This is a genomic window from Aminobacter sp. UC22_36 (assembly GCF_044056035.1).
GTDB lineage: Bacteria > Pseudomonadota > Alphaproteobacteria > Rhizobiales > Rhizobiaceae > Aminobacter.
The window spans coordinates 628,728-640,874 of record NZ_CP171995.1 but is presented as its reverse complement, the minus strand read 5'-3'; the positions used below and the strand labels follow the sequence as shown (position 1 = coordinate 640,874).

The 12,147-nt window shown below is 62.9% G+C and carries 14 protein-coding genes; 12 read left to right on the top strand and 2 right to left on the bottom strand.

What is annotated here, in order from left to right:
• Nucleotides 1-230: 230 nt before the first annotated feature.
• A complete protein-coding gene (locus tag ACHMW7_RS02740; RefSeq protein WP_395446355.1) occupies nt 231-986 on the bottom strand; it encodes an SDR family NAD(P)-dependent oxidoreductase in 756 nt (251 codons plus the stop codon).
• Nucleotides 987-1,264: 278 nt separating this feature from the next.
• Here ACHMW7_RS02740 and ACHMW7_RS02735 point away from each other — a divergent pair, with 278 nt between their 5' ends.
• Nucleotides 1,265-1,951 carry a TetR/AcrR family transcriptional regulator gene (locus ACHMW7_RS02735; protein WP_395446354.1) on the top strand — a complete coding sequence of 229 codons (687 nt, stop codon included), beginning with the start codon at nt 1,265-1,267 and terminating at the stop codon, nt 1,949-1,951.
• A gap of 7 nt (nt 1,952-1,958) precedes the next feature.
• Here ACHMW7_RS02735 and fdxA read toward each other — a convergent pair whose 3' ends face one another.
• The gene (gene fdxA / locus ACHMW7_RS02730) at nt 1,959-2,297 is read right to left on the bottom strand and encodes a ferredoxin FdxA (protein ID WP_395446353.1); all 339 of its coding nucleotides are present in this window, start codon (nt 2,295-2,297) and stop codon (nt 1,959-1,961) included.
• A 145-nt stretch (nt 2,298-2,442) separates the two neighbouring features.
• On the opposite strand from fdxA, the gene ACHMW7_RS02725 reads away from it, so the two are divergent.
• The 11 genes from ACHMW7_RS02725 (at nt 2,443) to ACHMW7_RS02675 (ending at nt 12,125) form a co-directional block, all read left to right on the top strand.
• A complete protein-coding gene (locus tag ACHMW7_RS02725; protein ID WP_395446352.1) occupies nt 2,443-3,024 on the top strand; it encodes a 2-oxoacid:acceptor oxidoreductase family protein in 582 nt (193 codons plus the stop codon).
• Nucleotides 3,021-3,278 carry a 4Fe-4S dicluster domain-containing protein gene (locus tag ACHMW7_RS02720; RefSeq protein WP_395446351.1) on the top strand — a complete coding sequence of 86 codons (258 nt, stop codon included), beginning with the start codon at nt 3,021-3,023 and terminating at the stop codon, nt 3,276-3,278. Before ACHMW7_RS02725 ends, ACHMW7_RS02720 begins: the two co-directional genes overlap by 4 nt.
• Nucleotides 3,278-4,354 (top strand): hypothetical protein, encoded by a 1,077-nt coding sequence (locus tag ACHMW7_RS02715; protein WP_395446350.1) that lies wholly within the window; start codon nt 3,278-3,280, stop codon nt 4,352-4,354. The genes ACHMW7_RS02720 and ACHMW7_RS02715 overlap by 1 nt, the downstream gene beginning before the upstream one ends.
• Entirely contained in the window at nt 4,351-5,145 is a 795-nt protein-coding gene (locus tag ACHMW7_RS02710; RefSeq protein ID WP_395446349.1) for a thiamine pyrophosphate-dependent enzyme, read from the top strand. The genes ACHMW7_RS02715 and ACHMW7_RS02710 overlap by 4 nt, the downstream gene beginning before the upstream one ends.
• On the top strand, nt 5,142-6,635 hold the full coding sequence (locus ACHMW7_RS02705; RefSeq protein ID WP_395446348.1) for a class I adenylate-forming enzyme family protein: 1,494 nt from the start codon (nt 5,142-5,144) through the stop codon (nt 6,633-6,635). Before ACHMW7_RS02710 ends, ACHMW7_RS02705 begins: the two co-directional genes overlap by 4 nt.
• A gap of 55 nt (nt 6,636-6,690) precedes the next feature.
• Nucleotides 6,691-7,929, top strand: coding sequence for an ABC transporter substrate-binding protein (locus ACHMW7_RS02700; RefSeq protein ID WP_395446347.1), 1,239 nt, complete (start codon nt 6,691-6,693; stop codon nt 7,927-7,929).
• 14 nt (nt 7,930-7,943) lie between these two features.
• Complete coding sequence (locus tag ACHMW7_RS02695) at nt 7,944-8,807, top strand: branched-chain amino acid ABC transporter permease (RefSeq protein WP_395446346.1); 864 nt, start codon at nt 7,944-7,946, stop codon at nt 8,805-8,807.
• Nucleotides 8,804-9,814 carry a branched-chain amino acid ABC transporter permease gene (locus ACHMW7_RS02690; protein ID WP_395446345.1) on the top strand — a complete coding sequence of 337 codons (1,011 nt, stop codon included), beginning with the start codon at nt 8,804-8,806 and terminating at the stop codon, nt 9,812-9,814. Before ACHMW7_RS02695 ends, ACHMW7_RS02690 begins: the two co-directional genes overlap by 4 nt.
• A gap of 5 nt (nt 9,815-9,819) precedes the next feature.
• The gene (locus ACHMW7_RS02685) at nt 9,820-10,584 is read left to right on the top strand and encodes an ABC transporter ATP-binding protein (RefSeq protein ID WP_395446344.1); all 765 of its coding nucleotides are present in this window, start codon (nt 9,820-9,822) and stop codon (nt 10,582-10,584) included.
• Nucleotides 10,577-11,281: an ABC transporter ATP-binding protein gene (locus tag ACHMW7_RS02680; RefSeq protein WP_395446343.1), complete on the top strand. Its 705-nt coding sequence runs from the start codon at nt 10,577-10,579 to the stop codon at nt 11,279-11,281. Before ACHMW7_RS02685 ends, ACHMW7_RS02680 begins: the two co-directional genes overlap by 8 nt.
• 67 nt (nt 11,282-11,348) lie before the next feature.
• Nucleotides 11,349-12,125 carry a ferredoxin--NADP reductase gene (locus ACHMW7_RS02675; RefSeq protein WP_395446342.1) on the top strand — a complete coding sequence of 259 codons (777 nt, stop codon included), beginning with the start codon at nt 11,349-11,351 and terminating at the stop codon, nt 12,123-12,125.
• Nucleotides 12,126-12,147: the final 22 nt, after the last annotated feature.

The following is a 12,147-nucleotide window of genomic DNA, read 5'->3' as shown; positions in this document are numbered from 1 at the left end:
ACGCGCTGCAACTCGACGTGGGACGTCCACGGACAATATCGCGGCGTCCGAAGGGCCGGTCGCCTCGACATTGCGTTACCGGATTGCATCGATGAAAGTCCTCGGCGCGCTTGTACCGCCGTCTTCCAGACATCACTCGCCGGCGCCTTACGCTTCTGGCAGAAGTGATGGCGTCGTGGCGAATTCACGTGCTCGATGCCACTACGTGTCTAAATGCACGGCATCGGTCCTCATTGCAGTGTCTGGCCGCCGTCGGCGAGCAGGGTCTGGCCGGTGATCCAGCCACTGAGTGGTGAGGCGAGGAACAGGATAACGCGCGTGATGTCCTCCGGCGTGCCGAAGCGACCAAAAGGAAAGCTCGCCTGTGTCCTGATGTAGAGTTCCGGGTTCTCAATCCGGCATTTGTCCCACCACCCGCCAGGAAATTCCAGGGAGCTAGGCGCAACGCAGTTGACGCGGATGCCCTTCTTGGCCAGTGCCGCGGCTTGCGACCGGGTGAAGTGCATGATTGCCGCCTTCGCGGCCCCATAGGCTGGTGTTGTCGGGGCGGGGGCGAAAGCAGTACGCGAGGAGATGTTGATGATCGCCGGGTTGGCCCCCTTTTCCAGGTAGGGTTGGGCGGCCGATGAGGCACGAACGGTGGCGAGCACATCGATGCTGAGGCTTGCGGTCCAGTCCTGTTCGGTGTCGGAGCTGGCCTTGCCGGTGGCGTTGTTGACCAAAATGTCGATGCCGCCAAGCTTGGCAGCGGCCTCCTCGATATAGGCCATGATCGAGGCAAGGTCGGCGAGGTCACAACAGGCTGCATGGGCAACGACGCCGTGCGCTGCGATCATTTCTCTGGCAGCTTCGAGGTCGCTTTTGCCACGAGCGCAGATCGACACCGCGGCCCCAGCCTCCGCGAAGGCAAGCGCGGCGTGGAGGCCAAGCCCCCTGCTGCCGCCGGCGATGACGATATGGCGCCCTCGGAGATCGAGCTCGAACATCCTGATACCCTCCCGCATTCTCGCCGGCGAACTTATCCGTAATATTTTCATGCTCAAGGAGAAAATTTCCTTGCATGATCCCTTGGCATCGCCATGGTGGGGCGGATGTGAATGCCCGACGAAGCCGTATTCCACCGCCAGATCCCGGCGATTGCCGAGGTTGCGCGATGGCCAGCCACGGATGGGAAAGCTGTGGTTTGATGGCACGGAGGCGCGTTGCGAATGAGTGGAACAACGACAGTGGAACAGGCGAGTTGGCAAGCTCGGACATGCGGACAATGACCGCCAAAGAACCGGAAGAAATGGCGACACTGGAGGCGGATGGGGCTGTCCGCGAAATCAACCGGACTGCGCGCAGGGCTTCAGGCCGCAAGCCGAGCCGCAAGACCGAAGGCGTGCAGGAAAAGATCCTCGACGCTGCCGCCAAGGTGTTTGCCCAGAAGGGCTATCAGCTCACCAAGCTCAGTGAAATTTCCGACGCGATCGATCTGCATGTGACGGCGCTGCGCTATCACTTCCCGACAAAGGACGTGCTGGTCGAGGAAATGATCAACAGCCTGACCCGGGAGCTGCACTTGAGGCTCTTGGCCACGCTGCAGCAACTGCCGCCGGCAACGTCCTATCGCGAGCGCATCGAGGCGGCGGCGATCACTTATCTCAACACGACGCTGCAGAAGCTCGACTACATAGCCGCGCACGGCAATGTCATCAATCAGGTTCCAGAGGACGTGCGCGAGCGGCATTTCGGGCTTTTGAACGAGACCAACAGGATCTGGCGCGACCTGATGGTGGCCGCTTCCGAGGCAGGCGAATTGCGGCCAGGCATCAATGTGTCGCTTGCCAACCAGGTGCTGCAGGGAACACTGATCTGGACCCGCGAATGGTACCGGCCGGGTGGGCTAACGCCGACCGAGCTTGCGGTGCAGATCCTCGATATCCTGTTCGATGGGATCGCGCCGCATTAGGCGCTGCCTATCGACGTGCAGCGGCCTCTGGCGAGAAATGGGTTTCGAGCTTGCCATCGAGACCCTTGAAGGCTTGTGCATCCTGAGGTGGCGGCATCTGGGCCGAAATGACAGGCCATTTCGCTGAATACTGCCTGTTTAGCGCCAGCCACTTTTCCGCCAACGGGTCGGTATCGGCTAGGATCGCATCGGCCGGGCACTCCGGTTCGCATACGCCGCAGTCGATACAAACCTCGGGGTCGATCACCAGCATGTTTTCGCCTTCGTGGAAGCAGTCCACTGGGCACACAGCCACGCAGTCGGTGAACTTGCACCGCACGCAGGCGTCGGTCACCACATAAGTCATTTATCGTCCCTCCAAAGCCGTAGCGGGAAGCTAACGAACATTTTTTGTACTTCAACATGAAATTTCATGTTCGAGGAGAAAAAATGTCTTGCGCCCCAAACCGGAAGCCAGTAGCTCTAGGGTCACGAGCAACCGGGAGGTTTACTTGGAACTCGATCTTTTCATTTCCGGCATTGGCGGGCAGGGCATCCAGCTCATTGGCAAGTCGCTGGCGCTCGCCGCCATCAAGGATAGCCGGCATGTAATGCTCGCCGGCGAGTATGGCGGCCACATGCGCGGCGGCAGCTCGATCGTCACCGTCGTCATCGGCGCGAGGCCCTTGAAGGCACTGCCGATCCTTCCGCATGCTGGCTCGGCCATCGCGATGTCACATCTGTTCTGGGAGCGCGTCGGTTCGCGTCTGCGGCCGGGTTCGTTTGTGCTTGCAGAAGAGACCATCGCCGCCGACCTGCCCGATATGGAAAAGCACCGGCTTGTGAAGCTTCCGGCCACAGCGATCGCCACCGAGCTGGGAAGCCGCATGGCCGCCGGCATGGTGATGCTGGGCGCCTTCGCGGCGCTCACCGGTGCCGTGAAAGTCGACAGCGCGGTGGCTGCGATGGCCGAACAGATCCCGTCCTACCGCCGCCAGCATATCGAAGCCAACGAGCGGGCCATACGTGCCGGCGCGGCAGCAGTGGCGCCACTGGCCTTCGCCGTCGACTTCGACGCACGGGAGGTCGCATGAGACAGGTCACGCGCGGCACGCTCGTCATCGACGCCGACCGCTGCAAAGGTTGCGAACTCTGCATTGTCGCCTGCCCGCCGAGGGTGCTGACCATGTCCAGGACCGGTAACGCCACCGGCTACCTCTATCCCCAACTTGCCCCCGGTTGCACCGGTTGCACCGCCTGCCAGCAGGTGTGCCCCGACTTTGTCTTCGAAGTCTACAAGTACCACGAGCCGATCGTTTCGGGCTCCGACGCCGAAAGGATGCAGTGATGACGATGCGCCTGATGGATGGAAGCGAGGCGATTGTCGAGGCAGCGATCCAGGCGGGCCTACGCTTTTATGCTGGCTATCCGATGTCGCCGGCGACCGAGCTGCTCGAATACATGGCCGAGAAGCTGCCGCACCATGAAGGGGTCTGCATCAACGCGGCGACGGAAATAGAGGGCGTCAATATGGCGCTAGGTGCTGCAGCTGGTGGTTTTCGCGCCGCCAGCGGCTCCTGCGGCCAAGGCCTGGCGCTGATGCAGGAGGCAATTGCCGAGGCCGCGCTCAACGAGACGCCGATCGTCATCTTCAACATGGCACGCAACCAGCAGGATTATTTCCAGGCGACACGCGGCGGCGGATGGGGCGACTACCGCACCATCACGCTGGCGCCAAAGGATCTGCATGAGGCGGTCGAGCACGCGCAACTCGCCTTCCACCTCGCCGACAAGTACCGCGTGCCTGTCATCTTCATGGGCGACAATTTGCTCGCCCGCACCCAGATGGGAACGACTCTGCCACAGCTCGACCTCGAGCCGCTGCCGCCGAAGGATTGGCAGCTCGACGGCACTTCGGGTGGCACCGGCAAATCGCGCCAGATCTGGACCTTCGGTTGCGGCAAGACCAACGATCCCGGTCCCGGCCCGAGCAAGCACTGGGAGCGCATCGCCGCCAAGTTCGACGCCATCGCCGAAGTCGAGGCGCGCCATGAAGAGGGCTTCACCGACGACGCCGAAACGCTTGTCGTCGCCTTCGGCTCTGGCGGCAAGTTCGTCGAGCACGTGGTGCGCGAGATGCGCGCCGACGGCCACAAGGTGGGCTACTTCCGCCCGATCACGCTGTGGCCTTATCCGGGCGAAGCGCTTGAGCGGGCGTCGCAGGACTGCAAGCGCGTGCTGGTGTTCGAGCTCAATGCCGGCCAGATGATCGATGACGTCAGGCTTAACGTGCACGACCGGAAACTGGTCAAGGCCATAGGCGGCGTCAGCTTCGATGAGTCCGGCCTGAACCTCGGCCCCCTCATGGATGCGACTGTGATCCGCGAGCGCATCGAGCTAGCCATCAACGGAGCCAGCAAATGAGCATCGTCATGACCACGCGCCCACCCGAGGCGCCGAGCAACAAGGTGGCTTCGTTCAAGCCGACGCTGCTGCAGACCGAGGAACACCATCTCTGCCCGGGTTGCGGCGAGCCAGTGGCCATCCGCCTGGTGCTCGAGGTCATCGAGGAACTCGGCCTAGCTCAAAAGAACGTATCGATCATCGGCCATGGTTGTTACGGCTCCTTCATCATGACGATGGATGTCGACTCCACGCTTTGCCTGCACGGACGCGCACCCGCGGTTGCGACCGGCCTCAAGCGAATGCGTCCGGAGGTCGCCGTATGGACGCTGCAAGGCGATGGCGACATGACCAGCGAGGGTCTCGCCGAAATACTGCATGCGACGGCACGCGGCGAAAACATCACCTGCATTCTGTTGAACAACGGCGTGTTCGGCGACACTGGTGGCCAGATGACGGCGTCCTCCGTCATCGGCCAGCGTACCAAGAACACGCTCGAAGGTCGCGATGCCGCCTATCACGGCTACCCCATCGTCATCGGCGATATGGTGGCGGCGATGCGGGGCTCGGCCTTCGTAGCGCGCGGCTCGGTTCACAACGCCGCCTCGATTGCGGCGACGCGGCGACTGATCCGCAAGGGCTTCCAGCGGCAGATGGAAAAGAAGGGGCTCAGTCTCGTCGAAATCCTGACCATGTGCCCGACCGGCTGGTTCGTGCCGGCATCTGGTGGCGCGGACTACATGATGGAGTCGCTCGGCAAGACTTACCCGCTGGGCGAGATCAAGGACATTGCGGCTACGGAACAGGCATGATGCAACGGCGCGTCCATCGCATACTCGATCTTGCTGTCAGCTCGACGCCGAACGCACTGGCCGCTTCGCTCGACGAGCGCACGGTCACGTTCGCCGAGGTTGACGGTTTGGCCAACGCCATGGCGAGGAGCCTGCAGTCGCTCGGCATCAAGCGCGGTAGCCGAATCCTGTTCCAGGCCGAAATGACGCTAGACCATCTGGCCTTTTATTTCGCCAGCCAGCGACTGGGGGCCGCCTTCGTGCCGCTGAACCCGGCGCTGTCGCGAGACGAGCTGCTGCCGATCGCCGACTACATCCGGCCGGACCTTCTCGTGCTCGATCCGTCGCGGCAGGACCATCGCTTCTCCTCAGCCTGCGCCGATGTTCCGGTGGCGATCCTCGGTGCCGGCGCGGCGGCAACTGCGGGCTTGAACCTTGATGCTCTCGCCGGCAGGGCCAGTTGCGACCGACTTCCCGACCTCGGCGTCGAGGAAGAGGACACGCACGCGATCTTCCTGACCAGCGGCAGCACGGGTCGGCCGAAGGGCGTGGTGCTGTCACATAAGGCAAGTTGGCTGCGCTCCTATCTCGGCGCCTCGCGTTTCGTCACGTCAGGTGGCCGTGGCGAACTAATGACGTTCCCGATGTTCCATTGGGCCGGCTGGAACTACCTGATGGAGAACTGGGCGCATCGGCGGGCAGTGCACTTCGTCAGCCGTCCCGAAGGCGACATGCTTGCTCGCGCCATAGACCGCTGGAAACCGGCTTTTCTCTACTGCATCCCCGCTGTCTGGGAGCGGCTGCTCGCCTCCAACGTCGCTTTCGACGGTACGGTGGTGCGTTCGGCGGCGTCAGGCACGTCGCGCTTCGACCCGGTGCTGATGGACCGCATCCGCGCACGCTTTCCGCGCGCCTATCGCGCAGCGATGTACGGCTCGACCGAGTTCGGCGCGGCACTTGGCCTCAACGATTCCGAGATCGATCGCAAGCCCGGCAGTGTAGGCCTGCCCCTGCCCGGCAACGAGACGCGAATCGTAGACGGGGAGTTGCAGCTGCGATCGCTCAGCATGATGGACGGCTATTTCGATCTGCCCGATCAGACTGCAGAGGTGTTCGTCGACGGCTGGTATCGCAGCGGCGATGTCGCCGAGACGGATGACGAAGGCTTCCTGACCATTACGGGTCGCCGCCGCGAGGTCATCCGCTCGGGTGGGGAGACTGTTGCACCTGCCGAGGTAGAGCTCGCGCTCGCCGGCTGCCCGGGCATCCGTTCGGTCGCCGTTGTCGGTTTGCCGGACCCTGTATGGGGCGAGCTGGTCTGTGCTGCCGTCGTACTCGACCGCCCGGGCGAATGCCCGAGCCTGGAGGCCGTGCGCAGCCATCTCGGCCAGTCGCTGGCGACCTTCAAGCATCCGCGCCGCATCGTGGCTGTCGACGAATTGCCAAAGACGCCGGCCACCGGACAGATCATGCGCTCGCGCGTGAGGGAGTTGGTTCTGCAGATCCACTGACCGTATTTCATCCGGGGAGGAGGAAGCCCCGGTCTTTTGGGAGGAAGACATGCGATTGAACAGAAGACATTTTCTGACGACTTCTGCAGCGGGCCTCGGCGCGCTGGCGATGCCGGGCATCTTGCGGGCGCAACAGGGCGAGGCGCTACGCATAGGCCTGATCACCACGTTGAGCGGCCCGGGCCAGCTCTACGGCAACTATATCAAGGATGGCTGCGAGATTGCGGTCGAGCGCCTCAATGCTGCCGGCGGCGTCAATGGCGCGAAGATCGAGTTGGTGGTGCGCGACGACAAGAACTCGCCCGAAGGTGCCGTCACTGCTTTCCGCGAACTGACCGGCAACGGCATCAAGCTGTTCGCCCAGGGCACCTTCACCGCCAACCTGCTCGGCACCTTACCGCTGCTCGAGGAAGCTGATGTCACCATGGTCATGGTGGGGGCATCGGCGCTTGCATTGACCCATGAAGCCTACAATCCGCGCGCCTTCCGCCTCGGCTTTTCGTCGCCGATGTGCTTTGGCGGCTATGGCACCCTGATGGCCCAGAAGCACCCGGAGATCGAGAAGTGGGCGACGCTGCGCTCTGACGTCACCGCGCTTGCCGACATCACCAACGCCTTCAGCAAGGGGCTGAAGGCGGAGACCGAAAAAGCCGGTCGCAAGGTCGAGGTGCTCGAGCCGGTGCTGGTGCCCTATGGCGGCGCCGACTTTCGCAACCAGATTTCCAACATTATCGGCTCAGGCGCGCCGGGGCTGTTCAACGTCCTGCAGGGCGCCGACGCCATCAGCTACTACAAGCAGGCCCGCACCTTCGGCCTCGACGAGAAGTTCAAGGTGCTGTGCGACTCCGCCAACGAGTTCGCCATCGCCAAAGCCATGGGCGCCAACACGCCTGCGTCGCTGTGGAGCTGGACCGGCTGGTACCCGGCTGCCAACAAGGGCAACCCGGTCAGCGACGAGGTCCACAAGGCCTACATCAAGCTGCGCGGCGACGAATATCCGAACTGGTACATCGGCGTTTCGCACGACAGCATCGTGACGATCGCCAATGCTGTTGCCAAGGCGGGTTCGCTCGACGCAGCCAAGCTGATCCCGACCATCGAGACCGAGACGCCGCAAGGGGCGCTGGGCAAGATCCAGTTCCGCAAGGAAGACCACGGCTTTGCCGGCGACCTGACCTACATCCGCTTCGGCCGAGACGACAAGAACGCCAATGGCTGGAGCGTGTTCGAGACGGCGCAGCTTCCGGGCGCGGAGTTCCTGGAGAAGGCAACCCCCGGCTCCAAGCTCAACTAGAGGCGGAAAGTCAGATGTTCACGCTGGTCAACGGTCTCACGACCGGGATGGCCGTGTTCCTTGTCGCCGCGGGTCTGACCCTCGTCTTCGGGATCATGCGCATCCTCAACTTCGCCCATGGCGCCTTCTTCATGATCGGCGCTTATGTCGCGAGCTCGCTCGTAGGTTCGGCGCCACGTTCGGTCCTGGCGCTGGTTGCCGCGGCCGTCGTTGCGGCGCTGGTGGTGGGCGTCCTCGGGATCGTTGTCCAGCGTTTCGTCCTCCGGCGCATCCAGCATGTCGACGAACACTACATGCTGATTGCTACCTTCGCGGTGATGCTTGTCTGTGTCGGCTTCGTGAAGCTTGTCTGGGGGCTCGAGTTCCTGTCGGTCGACCCGCCTCCCGGTATCGATACCGGCGTCGATATCTTCGGCCTGTTCGTGCCGTCCTTCTCGTTGTTCATCATCGTCTCCGGCATCGTCGTTTTCCTGGTACTCGACTTCGTCATTCATCGGGCCTGGGTCGGCAAGATGATCACTGCTATCGCCCGTGACGGCTGGATGGCCGAATTGCTGGGCATCAACGTTCCGGCGGGCATCATGGCTGCGGTTGGCGGCAGCTTTGCGCTTGCCGGGCTTGCCGGCGGGCTGCTGCTGCCCAACCAGACGCTGTCGCCGGCGCTCGGTGACACCTTCCTGCTGCTCGCCTTCATCACCGTCGTCATCGGCGGGCTGGGCAACGTCCGCGGCGCCTTTATCGCCGCCATCCTGCTCGGCCTGATCGACGGCCTCAACACAATGTTCCTGCCGGCCTATCCGGGCGTTGCCGTCTATGTCGGCATGGTTGCCTTCCTGCTGATGTGGCCGAACGGCATACTCGGGGAGAGCCGGCTATGAACCGCACGATTTCGGGCGCTCTGCTCTCGGTCCTTGCGGCAGCGCTCGTCCTGCTGCCCTTCTCGGCCAATTCCGGGCTGGTGTTCCTCGCGGGCACGACGATGGTGGTCGCCGTCTTTGCACTCTCCTGGAACCTGCTGTTCGGTTATGCCGGCCTGGCCAGCTTCGGCAGCGGCGGTCTGTTTTCCATCGGCGCCTACACGATGGCAGTGGCTCTGCGCAGCGGATACGAAGGGCAGTTCCTGCTGCTGATCGCCCTGTCGACAGTCGTTGGCGGTGCGGTGGCCTTTGTCATCGGTGTCGTGGCGCTCAGGCGGTCGACCGGCATCTTCCTTGCCATCCTGACGCTGGCGCTGGCCGAACTGCTGCGCATCACGCTCGCCAAAATCCATTGGCTGGGTGCAGAGGACGGCATCCCAAGCATTGTCCGGCCGAAGGCATTCATCGGCATTGCCACTGTCGATCTCGCCCAAGGCAACCACTACTACTGGTTTCTGTGCGTCGCCTGCGCTCTTCTGGTGGCCCTGTGCTGGTGGATTGCCCACGGCCGCTTTGGTCGCACGTTGCGCACGATCCGGCTGGACACCGAACGCGCTGCCTTCATGGGCGTCGACACCCATCGCTACCGGCTGCTCGCATTCACCATTTCGGGTGCGATTGCTGCCTGTGCGGGGTCGCTCTTCGCACCCTGGGCCCAGATCGTCACGCCTGACATCGGCAACATGATGCGCTCGACGCAACCTATCCTGTTCACCCTTTTGGGCGGTGCTTCGTCCTTCTGGGGGCCGATGATCGGCGCCTTCCTGTTCTCCGCAATCGAGTTCTCGACTCGCACCCTGGTCGGTATCCAGGAGATCATCACCGGCGGCATCCTGCTTGGTGTCGTGCTGCTGTTTCCCACTGGCGTGGCCGGGGCTTGGAACGCGCTGGTCGCCCGCCTCGTCGCAGATCCGTATCGGGTGGAGGCGAAGGCCACAGCGGCGACCCTCCGGCCGGTCAAGGAGTAGGCGCGATGATCCGACTGCATTCCGTCGACAAGAGTTATGGCGCGCTCAAGGTGCTGCACGGCATCGAGGCTGAGATCCTGGAAGGTGAGACCTTCGCCATCATCGGCCCCAATGGTGCTGGCAAGACGACGCTGTTCAAGGTCATGACCGGCGAAGTCGGTTGCGAGGCCGGCACCGTCGAGTTCCTCGGCAAGGATGTAACGAAGGAACCAGCATACCGCCGCACGCGCGCGGGCATGGGTCGCACCTTCCAGATGGCGCGCATCTTCAAGGAAATGACTGCTGAGGAGAACATCGTCGTTGCCATCGAGGCGCGCCGCAAGAATACCGGGCAGCACGACACTCCCTGGTACTCGGTCAGACCCTCAAGTGCGACCGTCGATGAAGCGCATGAAATCCTGGCCAGGCTCGCACTTGATCGCAAGGCCCGGATGCATGCTGCCGAACTGTCGCATGGCGACAAGAAGCGGCTCGAGCTCGGCATCACGCTTGCTGGGCGCCCCAAAGTGCTGATGCTCGACGAGCCGACCGCCGGCATGTCGCCGAGCGAGCGTGTCGGGGTCACCGCACTGATCCGCAGCATCAGCGGCAAGGGCAGCGGGCTGACCGTCATCATGACCGAGCATGACATGGGCGTCATCTTCGGGCTGGCCGACCGCATCATGGTGATGAACCAGGGTCGCAAGATCGCCGAAGGCAATATCGACAACATCCGTGCCGACCCTGTCGTGCGAGACGTCTATCTCGGCAAGGAGGCGCACCATGCTTGAGGCAAGCCGCATCAATGCTTTCTATGGCGGCAGCCATGTCCTGCATGGCGTGGACCTCGAGGTCCCCGTTTCCGGTAGAGTGGCCGTCATCGGGCGCAACGGTGCCGGCAAATCGACCTTGCTGAAGGCGATCATGAACGCGGGCCCCACTGTCGATGGCGAGGTGCGCTGGGAAGGCAAGTCGCTGAAAGGCCTGCCTGCTTTCAAGCGGGCTCGGCTCGGCCTGCAGCTGGTCCCGGAGGACCGACGTATCTATCAGCATCTGACGGTGCGGGAGAACATTCGGATGGCGGCGTACGCCGCGACGCCTGGACGCACACCGATCGCAGTGCAGGAGATCGTCGATCGTTTTCCGATGCTGCAGCTGATCGCCGAACGCGGTGGTGGTCAGATCAGCGGCGGCCAGCAGCAGATGGTAGCGATAGCCCGGGCGATTGCCTGCCGCCCGCGGCTGCTTCTGCTGGACGAGCCGACCGAGGGGCTGGCACCGGCGATTGTCGAGCAACTCGCTGTCAGCGTGCGTGAACTGTGCGAGGCCGAGCAGGCAGCACTGCTGTTGTGCGAACAGAATATCTGGTTTGCCAGACAGACAACCGACACGGTGCTGGTGATGGACACCGGCCGCATTGCCTTCCGTGGCAGCTGGCGGGAGTTTGACGCCGACCCCGAAATCAAGCAGCGGCACCTGGCTGTCTAGCCGCTTCGCCCACCCACACACTTCCACCGTCCGAACGGACCTGAACCCTTAGCGAGGAGCACGGGGAATGAGCAACCTTACCCAACAGCAAGTGTTGAGCGTGCATCACTGGACCGACACGCTTTTCTCCTTCACCACGACACGCGATCCGGCGTTCCGCTTCGAGAATGGCCAGTTCGCCATGATCGGGCTCGAGGTCGACGGCAAGCCGCTGCTGCGGGCCTACAGCGTGGTCAGCCCAAACTATGACGAGACACTCGAGTTCCTGTCGATCAAGGTGCCGAATGGCCCACTGACCTCGCGGCTCCAGCATCTGGCCGTTGGTGACAGCATTGTGGTGGGCCGCAAGGCGACAGGCACGCTGCTAGTGTCAAATATCAGGCCGGGCCGCAATCTCTACCTGTTCAGCACGGGTACGGGCCTGGCACCGTTCATGAGCCTTATCCGCGATCCAGAGACCTTCGAGCGCTATGAGCGCGTCGTATTGGTGCATGGCTGCCGACAGACCGACGAGCTGGCCTACAAGCAGCAGATCATCGAGGAGTTCCCGGCCAACGAATATTTCGGCGAGCTGTTGTCGGAGAGGCTGATCTATTACCCAACGGTCACGCGGGAACCTTTCCGAAACCGCGGCCGCATCACCGATCTCATCCGCTCGGGCGCGCTGTTTTCGGACATCGGCCTGCCGGCGATCTCGGCAGAGAGTGATCGTGCCATGCTGTGCGGCAGCCCCGCCTTCATCGCTGACATGCGCGATATCCTCGAAGGGCTAGGCATGGGCGAGGGCAACAATGCCACTGCAGGTGACTATGTGGTCGAAAAGGCCTTTGCCGAGAAGACATAGGTGGGCTGCGCTGCCTAACGCG

Coding starts and splice junctions, on each gene's coding strand:
- ACHMW7_RS02715 (WP_395446350.1), top strand. CDS start 3,278: ATGACGATGCGCCTGATGGATGGAAGCGAGGCGATTGTCGAGGCAGCG.
- ACHMW7_RS02690 (WP_395446345.1), top strand. CDS start 8,804: ATGAACCGCACGATTTCGGGCGCTCTGCTCTCGGTCCTTGCGGCAGCG.
- ACHMW7_RS02710 (WP_395446349.1), top strand. CDS start 4,351: ATGAGCATCGTCATGACCACGCGCCCACCCGAGGCGCCGAGCAACAAG.
- ACHMW7_RS02735 (WP_395446354.1), top strand. CDS start 1,265: ATGACCGCCAAAGAACCGGAAGAAATGGCGACACTGGAGGCGGATGGG.
- fdxA (WP_395446353.1), bottom strand. CDS start 2,297: ATGACTTATGTGGTGACCGACGCCTGCGTGCGGTGCAAGTTCACCGAC.
- ACHMW7_RS02740 (WP_395446355.1), bottom strand. CDS start 986: ATGTTCGAGCTCGATCTCCGAGGGCGCCATATCGTCATCGCCGGCGGC.
- ACHMW7_RS02705 (WP_395446348.1), top strand. CDS start 5,142: ATGATGCAACGGCGCGTCCATCGCATACTCGATCTTGCTGTCAGCTCG.
- ACHMW7_RS02680 (WP_395446343.1), top strand. CDS start 10,577: ATGCTTGAGGCAAGCCGCATCAATGCTTTCTATGGCGGCAGCCATGTC.
- ACHMW7_RS02685 (WP_395446344.1), top strand. CDS start 9,820: ATGATCCGACTGCATTCCGTCGACAAGAGTTATGGCGCGCTCAAGGTG.
- ACHMW7_RS02675 (WP_395446342.1), top strand. CDS start 11,349: ATGAGCAACCTTACCCAACAGCAAGTGTTGAGCGTGCATCACTGGACC.
- ACHMW7_RS02720 (WP_395446351.1), top strand. CDS start 3,021: ATGAGACAGGTCACGCGCGGCACGCTCGTCATCGACGCCGACCGCTGC.
- ACHMW7_RS02695 (WP_395446346.1), top strand. CDS start 7,944: ATGTTCACGCTGGTCAACGGTCTCACGACCGGGATGGCCGTGTTCCTT.